This is a genomic window from Streptomyces sp. DSM 15324 (assembly GCF_001514285.1).
Taxonomy (GTDB): domain Bacteria; phylum Actinomycetota; class Actinomycetes; order Streptomycetales; family Streptomycetaceae; genus Streptomyces.
This window is the reverse complement of the sequence record NZ_KQ949036.1, coordinates 175,234-191,744: the sequence shown is the minus strand read 5'-3', so window position 1 is coordinate 191,744 and position 16,511 is coordinate 175,234. Positions and strand designations below refer to the sequence as shown.

Here is a 16,511-nt window from a genome sequence, read left to right as displayed (position 1 = left end):
GAAGGTGACGTCCCGATGGCCCGTTACGACATCGCGCTCATCGGATTCGGCGGGGTGAACCGCGCGCTCGCCGAGCTGATCGCCGCACGCTCGGACACCCTGGAGGCCGAACTCGGCTTCGCCCTGCGGGTGGTGGCCATCACCGACCTGCGGGCCGGATCGCTGGTGCGGACCGACGGCGACGGCATCGCGCTGGCCCCGCTGCTCGCGGCCGCCCCGGGCGAGCTGGACTTCTCCGGCCTGCCGGGAGGCAGCCCGCTGCCGCGCAACGAGTGGGTGATCCGCGAGGTGCCCGCCGACATCGTCGCGGAGGCCACCTTCACCAACCCCACGGACGGCGAGCCCGCCCTGTCCCACGTGCGGTGGGCCATCGAGGCCGGCAAACACGTGTGCACCACCAACAAGGGGCCCGTCGCGCTGCACGGTCCCGCGCTGAAGGAGCTGGCGCGGCAGGCCGGGGTGTCCTTCGAGTTCGAGGGGACGGTGATGTCGGGGACGCCGGTCCTGCGCACCGCGCGCCGGATGTTCGGCGGCCTGGCCGTGAACGGCTTCGAGGGCATCATGAACGGCACCTCCAACTACGTCCTCGGCCGGCTGGAGTCCGGTCTGTCCTTCGCGGACGCCGTCGCCGAGGCCCAGACGCTGGGGTACGCCGAGGCCGACCCGACGGCCGACGTCGAGGGGTACGACGTCCAGCTGAAGGTCATGATCCTCGCGCACGAGGTGCTGGGCGCCGAGCTGACCCGCGCGGACGTGCCGTGCGCCGGGATCTCCGCTCTCACCGCCGAGGACGTCCGGCGGGCCGCCGCCGAGGGGCTGCGCTGGAAGCTGATCGGTTCCGCCGAGCGGCACGCCGACGGCACCGTCACCGCCCGGGTCGCGCCGGTCGCGCTGCCCGCCGAGCACCCGCTGGCCGGGGTCTCGGGCCCCACCAACGCCCTCGCCTTCCACACCGACCTGCTGGGCACCGTCACGGTCGGCGGGCCCGGCGCCGGCCGCACCGAGACGGCGTACGCCCTGCTCTCCGACGTCATCGGCATCCACGACCGGGCCGTCTCCGGCACCGGCATCCTCCAGGAGGCCCACCGTGGCTGAGACCACCGTGGACACGGCCCCGCTGCCGGTCGGCGAGGGCATGTCCCCCGTGCGCAGCCCCTACGACGGCGAGACCATCGGCTCCGTCTGCCTCACCTCGGCGGACGCCGTGGACGAGGTCCTGCGCCGGGCCCGCAGGGGCCGCACGACGGCCCGGACGCTGTCCCGCGCCGCCCGGGGCGCCGTCCTGGACGGCGCCGCCCGCCTCATCGAGGAGCGCGCGGAGTCCTTCGCCCGGCTGATCGTCTCCGAGGCCGGCAAGACGATCGTCCAGGCCCGCAAGGAGACCGGGCGCGCGGTGAACACCCTGCGGCTGTCGGCGGCCGAGGCGCGGCGCAACGCGGGTGAGGTCGTGCCGTTCGACGCGTACGCCGGTTCGGAGGGCCGCTCGGGCTGGTTCACCCGGGAACCGCTCGGGATCATCGCGGCCGTCACTCCGTACAACGACCCGCTGAACCTGGTCGCGCACAAACTCGGGCCGGCGATCGCGGGCGGCAACGCGGTGGTGCTGAAACCGTCCCTGCTCACCCCGCTGTCCGCGCTGCGGCTGGTCGACACGCTCGTCGAGGCCGGGCTGCCGGAGGAGGTGGTGACCGTCGTCAACGGCGGCGCCGAGCTGGGGGCGGCCCTGGTCGCCGCGCCGGACGTGCGCATGGTCTCGTTCACCGGCGGCTTCCGCACCGGCGAGGCCATCGCGCGCTCGGCCGGGCTGAAGAAGCTCGCCATGGACCTCGGCGGCAACGCGCCGGTCGTCGTCCTGGCCGACGCCGACCTGGACGCGGCCGTGGAGGCCTGTGTCTCCGGGGCGTTCTGGGCGGCCGGGCAGAACTGCATCGGCACCCAGCGCATCCTGGTCGAGCGGGGCGTGTACGAGGCCTTCCGGGACGCGTTCGTCGCCCGCACCCGGCTGCTGCGCACGGGTGACCCGGCGGACGAGCGCACCGATGTCGGCCCGCTGATCAGCGAGCCGGCGGCGGTCGCGGCCGAGACCACGGTCGCCGCGGCGCTGGCGGACGGGGCGCGGCTGCTGTGCGGGCACGAGCGCGACGGTGCCCTGTACCCGCCGACCGTGCTGGAGGACGTGCCGGGCACGGCGGCCGTCTGGCGGGACGAGGCGTTCGCGCCGGTCGTCGTGCTCCAGGCCGTCGACTCCTTCGAGGAGGCGATCGAGCGGGCCAACGAGATCGACTTCAGCCTGCACGCGGGGATCTTCACCTCGTCCCTGGACCGGGCCATGGCGGCGGCGCGTCGGCTGGAGGCGGGGGGCGTGATGGTCAACGACTCCTCCGACTACCGCTTCGACGCGATGCCGTTCGGCGGTTCCAAGTACGGCAGCATGGGCCGCGAGGGCGTGCGCTTCGCGTACGAGGAGATGACCCAGCCGAAGGTCGTCTGCCTCAACGGGGCCGGGACGTGAGCGGATCCGGCGCCTTCCGGACCGCGTCCGACTCCCTCGGGGAGGTGCGCGTGCCGGCCGAGGCGTACGGGGGCGCGCACACCGCGGACGCGGCGGTCGGCGCGGTGACCGCGCCGGCGCCGGGCATCATGCACGAGGCCGCGTCGGCCGTGGCGCGGGAGGCCCTGGCGACCGGGGCCGGCGTGCTGGAGGTCGTCACCCGGCGCGGGCGGCTCGGCCCCGGGACCCCGCGGGCCCTCATGGCCGCCGCCGGCTGACCACCCGGGACAGTGCCAGCGCTGTCACCGTGTCCCGTACACCGGGCATCTGGGCGATCTGCTCCCAGATGCCCTGTACGCGTTCCAGGGACGCCGCCTCCACACTGACCAGCAGGTCGAACTGGCCGCTGAGGACGTCGCAGGAGACCACCTCGGGGATGCGCCGGAGCGCGGCGAGGACGTCTCCGCCGCGCATCCGGTCCTGGCGGTAGACCAGGACGTGCGCGGTCACCGTCGCGCGGTCGGGGCCGTCCGACGGGCGGACGATCGTGTAGCCGCAGATGTGCCCCTGCCGTTCCAGCCGCTCGACGCGCTGGCGCACGGCGTTGCGGGAGAGGCTCACCCGCTGGCCCAGTTCCGCGTGCGAGATACGGGCGTTGCGGGTGAGTTCGCTGATGATCTGCTCGTCGATGGTGTCCATGGCTGTCTCCTGACGTGATGACTCCCGACGGACGCTGAGCCCCGGCGGCCGAGGTGGCCGCCGGGGCTCAGCTGTGCGGGTCCGGGGCGGATCAGTCCTGCTGGTGCAGGGCGAAGACCCGCGCCGGGAAGCCCGAACCGCCCTGCGGCTTGGGCCAGGTGGCGACGATCAGCGCGCCGGCCTCGGGCACCCGGTCGAGGTGGGCCATCAGCTCGATCTGCCAGCGGTCCCGCTCCAGGACGTAGCTCTCCAGGCTGAAGTCACCGGCGGAGGTGGCGAGTCCGGGGTCGGTGTCGGTCTGCTCGTGGCCGATCGCGGTGACCCCGGCCTCCTCGAAGAGGTACCGCAGGACCTCGGCCGACCAGCCGGGGTAGTGGCTGACGCCCTGCTCGTCCTTGTTGGCCATCGCGGCCGGGTCGGGCCAGCGCCGGCCCCAGCCGGTGCGCAGCGCCACGAACGCCCCTTCCGGGACGCGCCCGTGGCGCGCCTCCCAGGCCGCCACGTCCTCCAGGGTCGGTACGGCGTCCGGGTCGGCGGCGACGCGCTCGGTGATGTCGAGGACGACCAGGGGCAGGATCATCTCGTCCACGGGGATCTCGTCGAGCGGGCGGGCCCCGGCCACGAAGTGCACGGGCGGGTCGACGTGGGTGCCCCACTGGCCGACGATCGTGTACAGGTGCACGTTGAAGCCGTCACCGCGGGACATGTCGAAGGGCATCTCCCGCTTCTCGTCCGGGAAGGCGGGGAAGTGCGGCTGGCCCGGGTGGAAGGCGTGGGTGAGGTCCGTCCGGACCGTCTTCGCGATCAGGTCCCGGTGCAGGGCCCACAGCGGGGGCTCGGTGGTGGTGAAGGTCATGGCTGTCCGTCCTCTTCGTGTCTACTCGGCTCGGTCGTGCGCGACGCTGTCCAGCAGGTCGATCAGGTGGGCGGGTGCGGTGACGGAGGCGACCGCGCCGGCCGACTCCGCCGGGCCGCCGTATCCCCACCGCACATGCACGGCGGGGATCCCCTCGGCGGCGGCGCTCTCGATGTCGTAGGCGCGGTCGCCGACCATGAGCGGCCGACGCACGTCCGCGCCGCGCGCCCGCAGCCGGGCCACGCACTCGCGGATGACCCGCCGCTTCGTCGTCCGGCCGGCCGCGTCGCAGACCCCGCAGACGGCCTGGAGCCGGGGCGCGAGGCCGAACCGGCGGGTCATCAGCTCGGCCTGGTCCTCCACCTTGGAGGTCGCGACACCCATCGGGAGCCCGCGCCGGGCCAGGGCGTCGAGCAGGTCGGGGATCCCGGCGTACGGCGTGGCGGCCGACGCCCCGCTGCGGGCGTACTCGGCGCGGTAGGCCGTGAGGGCCGCGCGCGCCGTGGGCTCGTCCAGGCCGACCACGTCACGGAAGCTGTCGTACATCGGCGGGCCGACGAGTGAGCGCAGGGCGCTCGCGTCGGGGACCGGGGCCCCCACGGACCGCAGCGCGTGGGCCGCGCTCGCGATCACGCCGGGGGCCGAGTCGAGCAGGGTGCCGTCGAGGTCGAGGAGCACGCAGGTGGGCGGCTTCACGCGGTGGCCCCCGGGGTACGGTGCCGGCCGAACCGCAGCCAGTGGTACAGGTAGCAGCCCGCCACGAACGGGACGCCGAAGTACAGGGCCGTGGCCTGGGCCGGGTCCAGCGCGATGCCGATGAGCGAGGCCAGGCACAGGGTGAGGGCGAGGAGCGGGACGACCGGGTGGAACGGGGTGCGGTAGGCGAGGGTCCGCGGATCACCGCCCTTGCGCAGGAAGGCCCGGCGGTGCATGAGCTGGGAGGCGGCGATGGACATCCACACGCCGACCGCGGCGAACCCGGCGATCGACACGAGGACGAGGTAGACCGTCTCGGGCGCGGTCACGCTGCTCACCAGGGAGGCCAGGCCGCCGAGCATGCTGAGCGAGAGCGCGGTCAGCGGGATGCCGCGGCGGCTGAGCCTGCGCAGCGCCTGCGGGGCCTGCTTCTCCTCCGCGAGGGAGAACAGCATGCGGGCGCAGGAGTACAGGCCGCTGTTGCCGGCCGAGAGGAGCGCCGTGATGATCACGAAGTTCATGACGTCGGCGGCGTAGGGGATGCCGACGGAGGAGAAGACGGTGACGAAGGGGCTCTCGTCCAGTCCGACCCTGTCGTACGGGATGGTGGCGGCGATCACCGCGATCGCGCCGACGAAGAAGACGAGCAGCCGGACGACGGTGACCCGCAGCGCCTTGGGGACGGCGGTGGCCGGGTCCTCGGTCTCACCGGCGGCGACACCGATCAGTTCCGAGCCGGAGAAGGCGTAGAACGCGGCCAGCACGGTGACGAGGACGCCGGAGAAGCCGTTGGGGAAGAGGCCGTCCGGGGTCCGGAAGTTCTCCAGCAGGAAGGGGTGCGAGCCGTCCGGGGCCATGGGGTGGAAGCCGAACAGGGCCGCGCCGCCGAGCACGATGAGGGCGACCACGGCGACCACCTTCACCAGGGAGAACCAGTACTCGGTCTCGCCGAAGACGCGGGCCGAGACGGCGTTCACGGCGAAGACGACGGCGGCGAGGACCACGCACCACACCCAGACGCCGACGGTGGGGAACCAGCGCTGCATGAGCAGCCCGCACGCGGTGAACTCGGAGCCGAGGGCGACGGCCCAGGTCAGCCAGTACAGCCAGGCGGTGGTGAAGCCGGTGGCGGGGCCGATCGAGCGGGAGGCGTAGATGTGGAAGGCGCCCGAGACGGGGTAGGCGACGGCGAGTTCGCCGAGGCAGGCCATCACCAGCCAGACGACGAAGGCACCCACCAGATAGGCGAGGACGGCGCCGAGGGGGCCGGCCTGGGAGACGGTGAACCCGGAGCTGAGGAAGAGTCCGGAGCCGATGACGCCGCCCATCGCGATCATCACGAGGTGCCGCGAGCGCATCGTACGGCGCAGCCCCTCGTCGGGCGGCCGGGAAGCGGAGTCGGCGGCGGCCGGTGGATTCTCCGGTACGGCTGAGACGGACATGGCGGTCTCCTCTGCGGAGCGGGGACGGGGGTGCGAGTGGGGTGTGGGGGGTGATCGGGAGGTCATGGCTGGGGGGTGGGGCCACTTTCGAGGGGGGTCGGAGCCGCGGTCGGCGGCATGGGGTCACGGTGTGCGGGCGCGGGGGCACGTGATGGGTGGGCGCGCGGGGGCTGTGGCCGTGGCCAGGGAGGGGGTGGGAGCGGGGGCGGGCGCGGGGGCGGGCGCGTCGGCGGGGTGTGCCGCAGGGGTGTGCCGGGTCGGTCAGGCGGGGGTGACCAGGTCCAGGGGGGCGGACAGTTCGACGACCGGGATCTCCCAGGGGTGGGCGTCGATGAGGCGGGCGAGGATCCGGGACAGCGCGTCGTCGTCCGTCGCGGCGTCGACGTGCGTCGTCACGGCGAGGGTCGAGGAGAGGAAGCGTCCGCCGACCGAGCCGAGGGCGGGCCGGGCGCCGGGCCGGACGGTGAAGCCCTCCGCGCCGAGGGCCACCTCGAAGACATCGCCGTAGACCCCGAAGTCCCCCAGCTCGGGCGTGGTCTCCAGGACCCGCAGCAGCGAGGCGAAGGACTCGTCCGCGCGCAGGACGTCGAGGTCGCCCCGCCCGCACGCGGCCAGCGTCACCGCCGCGACCGGCCAGTAGACCTTGACCGTCCGGACCGTCCGGCGCCGGACGCCCTCACGGGTCCCGCCCCCGGCGGAGCCCCGGTCCGGTCCGGCGGCTTCCGGCGTGATCGTCGTCGTAGCCATGCGCATGCGTCCCTCGGTGTTCGGCGGCGGCTGATGCAAGGATGCTAAGCGTGCATTAAATGCACGGCAAGATGCAGATGCTGCACGTTTCATGATCTCAAGCGAGGGGAGCGGTACAGTGCGCACGTGGACTCGACCGTGGTGAAGGGCCTGGAGGCCCTGTCGGCGCTCGCCCGGGGGACGGCCGAGGGCCTGCGGCACGGCTCCGCCGCGTCCGTCGCGGAACTGGCCCGCCGGATGGGCCGCGACCGCAGCCAGCTCTCCCGTACCGTGACCGCGATGACCGCGGAGGAGTTCGTCACCCGTGACGACGTCTCGGGCGGTGTCACCCCGCACTGGCGGCTCTACGCGACGGCCCGCGATCTCACCGCACACCGGCTGCGCACCGACGGGCTCACCGCGCTGGAGGGCATGGCCAACGAGACCGGCGAGAGCTGCTACCTGGGCGTCCTGGTCGGCGACACCACCGTGACCATCGCCGAACGGGTGCCCCCAGGCAGCCGGCAGCTCGGCTCGTGGATCGGCCGCCCGTACCCGGCCTACTGCAGCGACTGCGGCCAGGCCCTGCTGAGCGACGCCGACGACGACGAGGTCGCCGCGGTCTTCGCGCGCACCGAGTTCGCGCCGCACGGCCCGAACACGCCCACGGGCCTGGACGACTTCCTGCGCCGGCTGGCCGTGACCCGGGAACGCGGCTACTCGATCGTCGACGAGGAGGCCGAACCGGGCCTGTACTCGGTCGCCGTACCGGTCCGCGACTTCACCGACGAGATCGTCGCGGCCGTCCAGGTCGTCGGACCGCGCCACCGCCTGGAACCGAGGACGCGGGAGTGCGTGACGGCGGCCCTGCGCTGGAGCCGCCGGCTGGAGAGGGCGCTGCGCGGCGCCTGAGCGTCCGGCTCGGGGCGCGCGCGAGGATCAGGCAGACGGTCACAGCCCCACGATCGCGTTCCAGCGCCGGGTGAACTCCAGCCGTTCCGTGGAGGTGATGTCGCGGGCGACGGCGAGGCGGGCGCGCATCTCCCGGTCGGGGAAGATCAGCGGGTTGGCGGCGAGGGCGGCCGTCTCCTCGTCGCCCGAGTCGGCGAGGACCGCCTGGGCGGCGGGGACGGGGCAGACGTAGGTGACCCGGGCCGCGAGTTCGGCGGCGACCTCGGGTCCGTAGGAGTAGTCGCGAGCCGCTCGGCGTTGGTCTTGTGGCGGGCGAGGTCGGGGATCATCAGGGAGTCCGACCAGGTGTAGTCGTTGCCGGTGACACGGCGGATGTGGCCGTTTTCGACCTGCCGCTCCACCTGCGCGCACACCGTGCGGAAGTCGTCGGCCGTCCACCGGGTGATGTCGACGCCGTTGCCCTGCATCAGCAGCGCGACGGCCTCGTCCAGCCCGGAGAGGAGGGTGACCCGGCCCTTGAGGTCGCTCGCCCACAGGTCGGCGACGGCCCGGATGTCGCGGCCGAGCCCACGCCGGTTGTAGGCGATGCCGGTGATGCCCGACTGATGGGGCACGCTGTACGTGCGGCCCGGGTCGAAGGCGGGGGAACGCAGCAGCGGGTCCAGGTACTCGGCCACGTGCGACCGGCTGACGGTCGCGGTCCATCTCCTGGACCCAGCCCAGCCGTACGAACCGTGCGCACATCCAGTCGCTGACGACGATCAGGTCCCGGCCGGTCTGCTGACGGTTCATCAGCGAGGGCCCCGCAGCCGGCGAGGGCGCCGAGCGCGGCGGCGGAGCCGAGGGAACGCAGCAGGGAGCGGCGGGAGGGGAGGGGCGTACGCGCGGCACGCCCCTCCCGGCGGCGGCCCGCCGACTACGCGTCCAGCGACGTCATCACGTGCTTGATCCGCGTGTAGTCGTCGAAGCCGTATCCCGAGAGGTCCTTGCCGTAGCCGGACTTCTTGAAGCCGCCGTGCGGCATCTCCGCGACCAGCGGGATGTGGGTGTTGATCCACACACAGCCGAAGTCGAGCTTCTTGGACATGCGCATCGCGCGGCCGTGGTCCCTGGTCCACACCGAGGAGGCGAGGGCGTACTCGACGCCGTTGGCCCAGGTCACCGCCTGCTCCTCGTCGTTGAAGGACTGGACGGTGATGACCGGCCCGAAGACCTCCTTCTGGATGATCTCGTCGTCCTGCTTCAGCCCGGAGACCACGGTCGGCGCGTAGAAGTAGCCCTTGTCGCCGACCTGGTGGCCGCCGGCCTCCACCTTGGCGTGCGCGGGCAGCCGCTCGATGAACCCGGAGACCTGCCGGAGCTGGTTGGGGTTGTTCAGGGGGCCGAACAGCACGTCCTCGTCGTCCGGCTGCCCGGTCTTCGTCTCGGCCGCGGCCTTGGCGAGCGCGGCGACGAACTCGTCGTGGATCGACTCGTGGACGAGGACGCGGGTGGCCGCCGTACAGTCCTGGCCGGCGTTGAAGAAGCCCGCCACCGAGATGTCCTCGACGGCCTTCGGGATGTCGGTGTCCTCGAAGACGACGACCGGCGCCTTGCCGCCCAGCTCCAGGTGGACGCGCTTGACGTCCTTGGCCGCGGACTCGGCGACCGACATGCCGGCGCGCACCGATCCGGTGATGGAGGCCATCGCCGGGGTGGGGTGCTCGACCATCAGCCGGCCGGTGTCCCGGTCGCCCGTGATGACGTTGAAGACGCCCTTGGGCAGGATCGAGCCGAGGATCTCGGCGATCAGGACCGTGGAGGCGGGCGTGGTGTCCGAGGGCTTCAGGACGACCGTGTTGCCGGCCGCGATCGCCGGGGCGAACTTCCACACGGCCATCATCATCGGGTAGTTCCAGGGCGCGACCTGGGCGCAGACGCCGACCGGCTCACGGCGGACGATCGAGGTCATCCCGTCCATGTACTCACCCGCGCTGCGGCCCTCCAGCATCCGGGCCGCGCCCGCGAAGAAGCGGATCTGGTCGACCATCGGCGGGATCTCCTCGGAGCGGGTCAGCCCGATGGGCTTGCCCGTGTTCTCCACCTCGGCCGCGATCAGTTCCTCGGCACGCTCCTCGAAGGCGTCCGCGATCTTCAGCAGGGCCTTCTGCCGCTCCGACGGGGTGGTGTCGCGCCAGCCCGGGAAGGCCGCGGCCGCGGCGGCCATGGCGGCGTCCACGTCCGCGGGTCCGGACAGCGGCGCGGTCGCGTACGCCTCGCCCGTCGCCGGGTTGACCACTTCGGTGGTCCGTCCGTCGGCGGCGTCCCGGAACTCACCGTCGATGTAGTTGCGCAGGCGACGCAGCTCGGTGCTCACTGACCGGCCCTCCAAGTTCGGGTGTCCATTGACTGAGACACCCACAGTAATCCGCGCGCCCACGTTTTCAACACCCCCGATCCGGCAATGACTGCGGAATCCGCAGATCTCAGTGGCGTAAACAACGAATTTCATCGCCATGGCCTTGCGGAACTGTCGAGACGTCGTGCACAGTGTGGCCGTGGCCAGTCGAAGCGCAGAGCACAGGGACGGCGGGAGTTCCCGCGAGTCCAGGAACAGCACCCCGCACCTGGATGCCGTCAGCCTCGGCATCATCGAGCAGCTCCAGGAGGACGGCCGCCGGCCGTACGCCGCCATCGGCAAGGCCGTCGGCCTGTCCGAGGCGGCCGTGCGCCAGCGCGTGCAGAAGCTGCTCGACCAGGGCGTGATGCAGATCGTCGCCGTCACGGACCCGCTCACCGTGGGCTTCCGCCGGCAGGCGATGGTCGGACTGCACGTCGAGGGTGACGTGGAGTCCGTAGCGGAAGCGCTCACCGAGATGGCCGAGGTCGAGTACGTGGTGATGACCGCGGGCTCGTTCGACATCCTCGCCGAGATCGTCTGCGAGGACGACGACCACCTGCTGGACGTCATCAACAAACGCATCCGGGCCCTGCCCGGCGTGCGCTCCACCGAGAGCTTCGTCTACCTGAAGCTGAAGAAGCAGACCTACATGTGGGGAACCCGATAACCGTGACCGAGAAGGACCTCAGCCGCACCGCGTACGACCACTTGTGGATGCACTTCACCCGCATGTCCTCGTACGAGAACTCCCCCGTCCCGACCATCGTCCGGGGCGAGGGCACCCACATCTACGACGACAAGGGCAAGCGCTACCTGGACGGGCTCGCCGGCCTGTTCGTGGTCCAGGCCGGCCACGGCCGCACGGAGCTGGCCGAGACCGCCTTCAAGCAGGCGCAGGAACTGGCGTTCTTCCCGGTCTGGTCCTACGCCCACCCGAAGGCCGTCGAGCTGGCGGAGCGCCTCGCCCACCACGCGCCGGGCGACCTGAACAAGGTCTTCTTCACCACGGGTGGCGGCGAGGCCGTCGAGACCGCGTGGAAGCTGGCCAAGCAGTACTTCAAGCTCACGGGCAAGCCGACCAAGCACAAGGTCATCTCCCGCGCGGTGGCCTACCACGGCACCCCGCAGGGCGCCCTGTCCATCACCGGCCTGCCGGCCCTGAAGGCGCCCTTCGAGCCGCTCGTGCCCGGCGCCCACAAGGTGCCCAACACCAACATCTACCGCGCCCCGGTCTTCGGCGACGACCCCGAGGCCTTCGGCCGCTGGGCCGCCGACCAGATCGAGCAGCAGATCCTCTTCGAGGGCGCGGACACCGTCGCCGCGGTCTTCCTGGAGCCGGTGCAGAACGCGGGCGGCTGCTTCCCGCCCCCGCCCGGCTACTTCCAACGGGTCCGCGAGATCTGCGACCAGTACGACGTGCTGCTCGTCTCCGACGAGGTCATCTGCGCCTTCGGCCGGCTCGGCACGATGTTCGCCTGCGACAAGTTCGGCTACGTACCGGACATGATCACCTGCGCCAAGGGCATGACCTCCGGGTACTCCCCCATCGGCGCGTGCATCGTCTCCGACCGGCTCGCCGAGCCGTTCTACAAGGGCGACAACACCTTCCTGCACGGCTACACCTTCGGCGGCCACCCGGTGTCGGCGGCGGTCGGCCTCGCCAACCTCGACCTGTTCGAGCGCGAGGGGCTCAACCAGCACGTCCTCGACAACGAGTCCGCGTTCCGCGCCACCCTGGAGAAGCTGCACGACCTGCCCATCGTCGGCGACGTCCGCGGCAACGGCTTCTTCTACGGCATCGAACTGGTCAAGGACAAGGCGACCAAGGAGTCCTTCGACGCCGACGAGACCGAGCGCGTCCTGTACGGCTTCCTCTCCAAGGCCCTCTTCGAGAACGGCCTGTACTGCCGTGCCGACGACCGCGGCGACCCGGTCGTCCAGCTCGCCCCGCCGCTGATCTCGAACCAGGAGACCTTCGACGAGATCGAGCAGATCCTGCGCGCCACGCTGACGGAGGCCTGGACGAAGCTGTGATCAACTGACCCTGTGATCAACACCGGCCCCGGTGTCCGCCGTGCGAGTGAGAAACGGCGCACCGGGGCCGTGTGCTGTCCGCAAGCCCGCCGCCACCTCCTTAGCGTGCTCGTGACCGATCGGCCCTGCCTTCGTTCCCCGTTCGTTCCCCCGGACGGGGGATACCCAGGGAACTCACGGATCTGAACCGAGGTGTACGCCCATGGAGGCCCCGCCGGACAACGACGTGCTCTGGGCACGCTCGCTGCACTTCACGCACCGCGACGGATCACCGGCGCTCGGCGGGGTCTCGCTGGGTGTGCGGGAGGGCGAGATCCTCGCCGTCAGCGGGCCGCGCGGGAGCGGCAAGACGACCCTGCTGCACTGTCTGTCCGGCTTGCTGCCCGCCCAGCGCGGCGAGGTCTGGTTCAACAGCGTCCCCGTGCACACCATGGGCCCGATGGCGCGTGAGCGGCTGCGCCGCGACCGCTTCGGCTGGATCGACCCGGTCCCCGTGCTCGTCCCCGAGCTGAACGTGTGGGAGAACGCGGCCCTCCCCCTGATGCTGCGCGGCACCAGCCGCCGCCGGGCCAAGGCCGCCGCGCTGGAGTGGCTGGAGCGCCTCGACATCGGCCCGAAGGCGCGCAGCCGGCCGCACGAACTGACCCAGGCGGAACGCCAGCGCGTCTGCATCACCCGTGCGCTGGCCCCCGCCCCCTCCATCCTGTTCGCGGACGAACCGACGGCCCCGCTGCACCGCGCCGACCGCACACACGTCCTGCGCACCCTCACCACCGCCGCCCGCTCCCACGGCATCACGGTCGTCCTCGCCACCCACGACCCGGAAACCGCCTCCTTGGCCGACCGCCGCGTGACCCTGCTGGACGGCCGCCGGGTGACCACCCTTCACCTTCCCCCCTTCCCGAGCGACCGAGAGGCCGGGCCCGGCCGGGCGAAGCCGGAAGGCCCGGACGCGTCCGTGGGCCGGGGGGACCCGGCCGCTCCCGGTGAGCCGGACGCCGGGGCGGGGCCGGACGGCACCGGGCCGGCCCAGCACGGGCCGGCGGATCCGGAGCGAGCGGTGGGCGGGCCCGGGGCGTCGGACGGTCGGGGTGAGGCGGAAGGGCGGGGGGCCGCGTGCTCGCTCTCCGTCTGACCCGCAGCGCGCACCCCGCCGTACAGGCGCGCCGCCTCCTGGTCGCGGCGGCCTCGGCGGCCACCGGTTTCCTCCTCCTCTCCACGCTCGGACACGCCCTGACCCACCCCGAGGGCTCCCCGGGCTCCCTGCTCCGCCTCGCCTGGTGCGCGGTCCCCCTGGCCGCCACCGTCCACCTCGCCCTGGCGGTCGCCCGCACCGACCCCGGCACCCGCCCCCGCCCCGGTCTCGCGGCCATCGGCCTGGGCCCGGCCCGTCTGATGGCCGTCTCGGCGACCACGACGGCCCTGTCGACCCTGCTCGGCTCGATGCTGGCCCTCCTCGTCTTCCTCCACCTCCGGGGCGACCTCACCGGTATGCCCTTCGACGGAGCGGCGACCGACTTCCTGGCCGCGGACCACCCCCTGCCGCTGCCGGCGGCCCTCACCCTGCTCTCCCTGGTGCCGGCCACGACCTCCGCCTCGGTGGCCCTGATGCTCTGCCCCAGGGACACCCTCGTGGCAGCCCGCCGGGCCTCCGGAATCCTCAGGGCCGGCCCACCCCGGGAGTCCGCGGGCCGCCGCATTGCCGGGGCGGCACCCGTGGGCGCGGGCGCCACCGGGCCCACGCCGGACGGCGCAGGGCCCGCGACGGACGGCACCGGGCCCACGCCGGACCGCACCCGGCCCCTGCCCGACGGCACCGGGCCCACGCCGGACCGCACCCGGCCCACGCCGGACCGCACCGGGCCCCTGCCCGACGGCACCGCGGACGTCCCCGGCCGGCCGCCCCACCCCACCGCCCTGCCCTGGGGCGCCGCCCTCCTGGCCACCGGCCTCGCCGTGGAGGGCTACGCCAGCCGGACCCCCACCGCCGCCGCCCTCCCGCTGCCCACCGGTCTGCCCACCGCCCCCACCGCGGTCCTCCTCGGCTGGTGCCTGACGGCGATCGGTCTGGCCCTCGCCGGTCCCGGTCTCACCCACCTGTGCGGCCGTCTCCTCCAGACGGCCCGCCCCGGCGCCCTCCGCCTCCTCGCGGGTCGCGGGCTGATGCAGGAGGCCGCCCGGATCGGCCGCCCGCTGGGCGTGGTCTGCGCAGTGGCCTCGGGCGCGTACGCGGTGGCCGCCCTGTACGACCCCGCCGACCCCTCCTCCGGCCCCCTCACCACGCTCGGCGCCGCGGTCGTGGCGTGCTGCACGGTCGCCACGCTCCTGACGACCGCCGTCGAGGCCCGGCAGGCTCGCGCCGACACCACCGCCGCCCTGCTCCGCCTCGGCGCCCCCGGCAAGATCCTGCGCACCGCCGCCGTCCTGCGCGCGGCCGCCCTCCTGAGCCTCTTCGCCCCCCTGACCCTGATGGTGGCGGAGCTGGCGTCCCTCCCCCTGGCCCACTGACCACGACCCGTACGAAAAAAAGATCGCGCTCGGCGATGAGTTCCGCGCGAACCCGCGGTCTACCCCATCGCACACCGCAACCACCCCGATGGGAGAGACCGATGACCGCCCCCGCCTACCAGCAGATGATCTTCGTCAACCTGCCCGTGAGCGACCTCGCCGCCTCGAAGGCGTTCTTCACCGGCCTGGGCTACTCGCTCAACCCGCAGTTCAGCGACGAGAACGCGGCCTCGGTGGTCATCAGCGACACGATCGTCGCGATGCTGCTCACCAAGCCGTTCTACGCGACCTTCACCAAGAAGGAGATCGCGGACGCCACGACGACCAGCGAGGTGCTCGTCGCGCTCAGCTCCGAGAGCCGCGAGAAGGTCGACGAGCTGGTCGACCGCGCGCTCGCCCTCGGCGCCACGCCCAGCGGCGAGACGCAGGACATGGGCTTCATGTACGGCCGTTCCTTCGACGACCTCGACGGGCACACCTGGGAGATCGTCTGGATGGACCCGGCGGCCGTCGAGGGCTGATCCGCCCGGCCGCACTGCCGTGCCCGGCACGGCAGTGCCCGGCACGGCAGTGCCTAGCATGGGCGGGTGCATCCGACGACACCCGCCCAGCCGTTCGACGGTTCCCACGATCGTGAGATCGAGTCCCTCGCCGAATTCGACGAGGTGGTCCGCGACTTCGGCACCCTCCACCACTTCCGAGTCCAGTCCGTCGACCTGACGGACCGTACGGACGTCCTGCTCTCGCTGGACACCTCGGCCGCCCTGTTCCTGGGCTGCCCGATGACGCCGGACGCGGCGGCCAAGGCCCGCGCCTCGGGCGCCCTGGTCTTCCCGCCCGTGCCGGGCCTGTCCTTCGACCCCTACCGCGGCTTCGTCTACACCCCCGACGAGTTGTTCGCCGGCCTCGACGAGGGGTACGAGGCGACCCCCGACGCCCGGACCTACGCCTGGTTCCAGCGGACCAGGTCCGACGGGGACATCTTCGGTTCGATGCTCCGCTCGATCCACGACGACGCCGTCTCCGACGCGCTCGACGAACTCCTCGCCGGCGCCCGGGTGGTGGGCGTCATGGGCGGACACGCCATGGAGCGCGGCACGGACGCGTACGCCGGCGCGGCCCGCCTCGGCCGTGAACTCGCCCGTGACGGGCTCACGGTGGCCACCGGCGGCGGACCCGGCGCGATGGAGGCGGCGAACCTCGGCGCGTACGCCGCCCCGTTCGACGCCGCGATGCTCACCGACGCCCTGCGGCTGCTCGCCAAGGCGCCCACGTTCACGCCCTCGGTCACCGACTGGGCACGGGCCGCCTTCGAGGTCCGCGCCACCTGGCCGGACGGCGGGCCCTCGGTGGGCATACCGACCTGGTTCTACGGCCACGAGCCGCCGAACCCCTTCGCCGCGCACCTCGCCAAGTACTTCTCCAACGCCACCCGCGAGGACGGCCTGCTGGCCCGCTGCAACGCCGGTGTGGTCTTCCTGCCGGGCGCCGCCGGGACCGTACAGGAGATCTTCGACAACGCGACGCCCAACTACTACGAGTCGCGCGGCGAGCCGACGCCGATGGTGCTGGTGGACCGGGAGCACTGGACCGAACGGCTGCCGGCCTGGCCGCTGTTGCGCTCGCTCGCCCGGGAGCGGTCGATGGAGTCCCGTATCGCCCTCGTTGACCGGATCGAGGAGGCTCCGGCGGCATTGAAACGTCTCGCTGGTTAATAAGCGGGTAAAGGCAACCGCTGGGAGCGGTCCTCGCATTGACACTTCTTAT

The 16,511-nt window shown here is 72.7% G+C and carries 16 protein-coding genes and 1 pseudogene; 10 read left to right on the top strand and 7 right to left on the bottom strand.

Annotation, left to right across the window (positions count from 1 at the left end; all coding sequences use genetic code 11):
- The first annotated feature begins 15 nt into the window (after window positions 1-15).
- Genes AQJ58_RS34840 through AQJ58_RS44025 form a run of 3 tightly spaced genes read left to right on the top strand, consistent with a single transcriptional unit; the run spans window position 16 to window position 2,769 of the window.
- Window positions 16-1,095 carry a homoserine dehydrogenase gene (locus tag AQJ58_RS34840; protein ID WP_067257530.1) on the top strand — a complete coding sequence of 360 codons (1,080 nt, stop codon included), beginning with the start codon at window positions 16-18 and terminating at the stop codon, window positions 1,093-1,095.
- The gene (locus AQJ58_RS34835; protein WP_234360383.1) at window positions 1,088-2,512 is read left to right on the top strand and encodes an aldehyde dehydrogenase family protein; all 1,425 of its coding nucleotides are present in this window, start codon (window positions 1,088-1,090) and stop codon (window positions 2,510-2,512) included. The genes AQJ58_RS34840 and AQJ58_RS34835 overlap by 8 nt, the downstream gene beginning before the upstream one ends.
- Window positions 2,509-2,769 carry a hypothetical protein gene (locus tag AQJ58_RS44025; RefSeq protein WP_067257527.1) on the top strand — a complete coding sequence of 87 codons (261 nt, stop codon included), beginning with the start codon at window positions 2,509-2,511 and terminating at the stop codon, window positions 2,767-2,769. The genes AQJ58_RS34835 and AQJ58_RS44025 overlap by 4 nt, the downstream gene beginning before the upstream one ends.
- Here AQJ58_RS44025 and AQJ58_RS34825 read toward each other — a convergent pair.
- From AQJ58_RS34825 to AQJ58_RS34805, 5 genes are all read right to left on the bottom strand, one after another.
- On the bottom strand, window positions 2,750-3,190 hold the full coding sequence (locus AQJ58_RS34825) for an Lrp/AsnC family transcriptional regulator (RefSeq protein WP_067257526.1): 441 nt from the start codon (window positions 3,188-3,190) through the stop codon (window positions 2,750-2,752). The two genes, AQJ58_RS44025 and AQJ58_RS34825, sit on opposite strands and share 20 nt — an antisense overlap.
- A gap of 91 nt (window positions 3,191-3,281) precedes the next feature.
- Window positions 3,282-4,046 carry a cyclase family protein gene (locus tag AQJ58_RS34820; protein WP_067257523.1) on the bottom strand — a complete coding sequence of 255 codons (765 nt, stop codon included), beginning with the start codon at window positions 4,044-4,046 and terminating at the stop codon, window positions 3,282-3,284.
- A 21-nt stretch (window positions 4,047-4,067) separates the two neighbouring features.
- Entirely contained in the window at window positions 4,068-4,742 is a 675-nt protein-coding gene (locus AQJ58_RS34815) for an HAD hydrolase-like protein (protein WP_067257522.1), read from the bottom strand.
- Window positions 4,739-6,184, bottom strand: coding sequence for an amino acid permease (locus AQJ58_RS34810; RefSeq protein ID WP_067257519.1), 1,446 nt, complete (start codon window positions 6,182-6,184; stop codon window positions 4,739-4,741). Before AQJ58_RS34810 ends, AQJ58_RS34815 begins: the two co-directional genes overlap by 4 nt.
- Window positions 6,185-6,445: 261 nt before the next feature.
- The gene (locus AQJ58_RS34805) at window positions 6,446-6,931 is read right to left on the bottom strand and encodes a hypothetical protein (RefSeq protein ID WP_234360382.1); all 486 of its coding nucleotides are present in this window, start codon (window positions 6,929-6,931) and stop codon (window positions 6,446-6,448) included.
- Between the two features lie 126 nt (window positions 6,932-7,057).
- Here AQJ58_RS34805 and AQJ58_RS34800 point away from each other — a divergent pair, with 126 nt between their 5' ends.
- Window positions 7,058-7,822: an IclR family transcriptional regulator gene (locus tag AQJ58_RS34800; protein WP_067257517.1), complete on the top strand. Its 765-nt coding sequence runs from the start codon at window positions 7,058-7,060 to the stop codon at window positions 7,820-7,822.
- A gap of 39 nt (window positions 7,823-7,861) precedes the next feature.
- On the opposite strand, the pseudogene AQJ58_RS34795 reads toward AQJ58_RS34800, so the two are convergent.
- Both AQJ58_RS34795 and AQJ58_RS34790 read right to left on the bottom strand, forming a co-directional pair.
- Window positions 7,862-8,623: pseudogene (locus AQJ58_RS34795) on the bottom strand (ABC transporter substrate-binding protein); the annotation flags it as partial.
- A gap of 115 nt (window positions 8,624-8,738) precedes the next feature.
- Window positions 8,739-10,178, bottom strand: coding sequence for a gamma-aminobutyraldehyde dehydrogenase (locus AQJ58_RS34790; RefSeq protein WP_067257516.1), 1,440 nt, complete (start codon window positions 10,176-10,178; stop codon window positions 8,739-8,741).
- 166 nt (window positions 10,179-10,344) lie between these two features.
- Here AQJ58_RS34790 and AQJ58_RS34785 point away from each other — a divergent pair, with 166 nt between their 5' ends.
- From AQJ58_RS34785 to AQJ58_RS34760, 6 genes are all read left to right on the top strand, one after another.
- Window positions 10,345-10,869 (top strand): Lrp/AsnC family transcriptional regulator, encoded by a 525-nt coding sequence (locus AQJ58_RS34785; protein WP_067257514.1) that lies wholly within the window; start codon window positions 10,345-10,347, stop codon window positions 10,867-10,869.
- 2 nt (window positions 10,870-10,871) lie between these two features.
- On the top strand, window positions 10,872-12,236 hold the full coding sequence (locus AQJ58_RS34780) for an aspartate aminotransferase family protein (RefSeq protein ID WP_067257512.1): 1,365 nt from the start codon (window positions 10,872-10,874) through the stop codon (window positions 12,234-12,236).
- 202 nt (window positions 12,237-12,438) lie between these two features.
- The gene (locus AQJ58_RS34775) at window positions 12,439-13,371 is read left to right on the top strand and encodes an ABC transporter ATP-binding protein (protein ID WP_067257509.1); all 933 of its coding nucleotides are present in this window, start codon (window positions 12,439-12,441) and stop codon (window positions 13,369-13,371) included.
- A complete protein-coding gene (locus tag AQJ58_RS34770; protein WP_067257505.1) occupies window positions 13,353-14,744 on the top strand; it encodes a hypothetical protein in 1,392 nt (463 codons plus the stop codon). The genes AQJ58_RS34775 and AQJ58_RS34770 overlap by 19 nt, the downstream gene beginning before the upstream one ends.
- A gap of 101 nt (window positions 14,745-14,845) precedes the next feature.
- Complete coding sequence (locus AQJ58_RS34765; RefSeq protein WP_067257502.1) at window positions 14,846-15,265, top strand: VOC family protein; 420 nt, start codon at window positions 14,846-14,848, stop codon at window positions 15,263-15,265.
- 66 nt (window positions 15,266-15,331) lie between these two features.
- Complete coding sequence (locus AQJ58_RS34760; RefSeq protein WP_067257493.1) at window positions 15,332-16,459, top strand: LOG family protein; 1,128 nt, start codon at window positions 15,332-15,334, stop codon at window positions 16,457-16,459.
- Window positions 16,460-16,511: the final 52 nt, after the last annotated feature.

Excerpts from the sequence above, each read along its gene's own strand:
- AQJ58_RS34820 (WP_067257523.1), bottom strand. The coding sequence starts at position 4,046 with ATGACCTTCACCACCACCGAGCCCCCGCTGTGGGCCCTGCACCGGGAC.
- AQJ58_RS34775 (WP_067257509.1), top strand. The coding sequence starts at position 12,439 with ATGGAGGCCCCGCCGGACAACGACGTGCTCTGGGCACGCTCGCTGCAC.
- AQJ58_RS34825 (WP_067257526.1), bottom strand. The coding sequence starts at position 3,190 with ATGGACACCATCGACGAGCAGATCATCAGCGAACTCACCCGCAACGCC.
- AQJ58_RS34805 (WP_234360382.1), bottom strand. The coding sequence starts at position 6,931 with ATGGCTACGACGACGATCACGCCGGAAGCCGCCGGACCGGACCGGGGC.
- AQJ58_RS34840 (WP_067257530.1), top strand. The coding sequence starts at position 16 with ATGGCCCGTTACGACATCGCGCTCATCGGATTCGGCGGGGTGAACCGC.
- AQJ58_RS34810 (WP_067257519.1), bottom strand. The coding sequence starts at position 6,184 with ATGTCCGTCTCAGCCGTACCGGAGAATCCACCGGCCGCCGCCGACTCC.
- AQJ58_RS34765 (WP_067257502.1), top strand. The coding sequence starts at position 14,846 with ATGACCGCCCCCGCCTACCAGCAGATGATCTTCGTCAACCTGCCCGTG.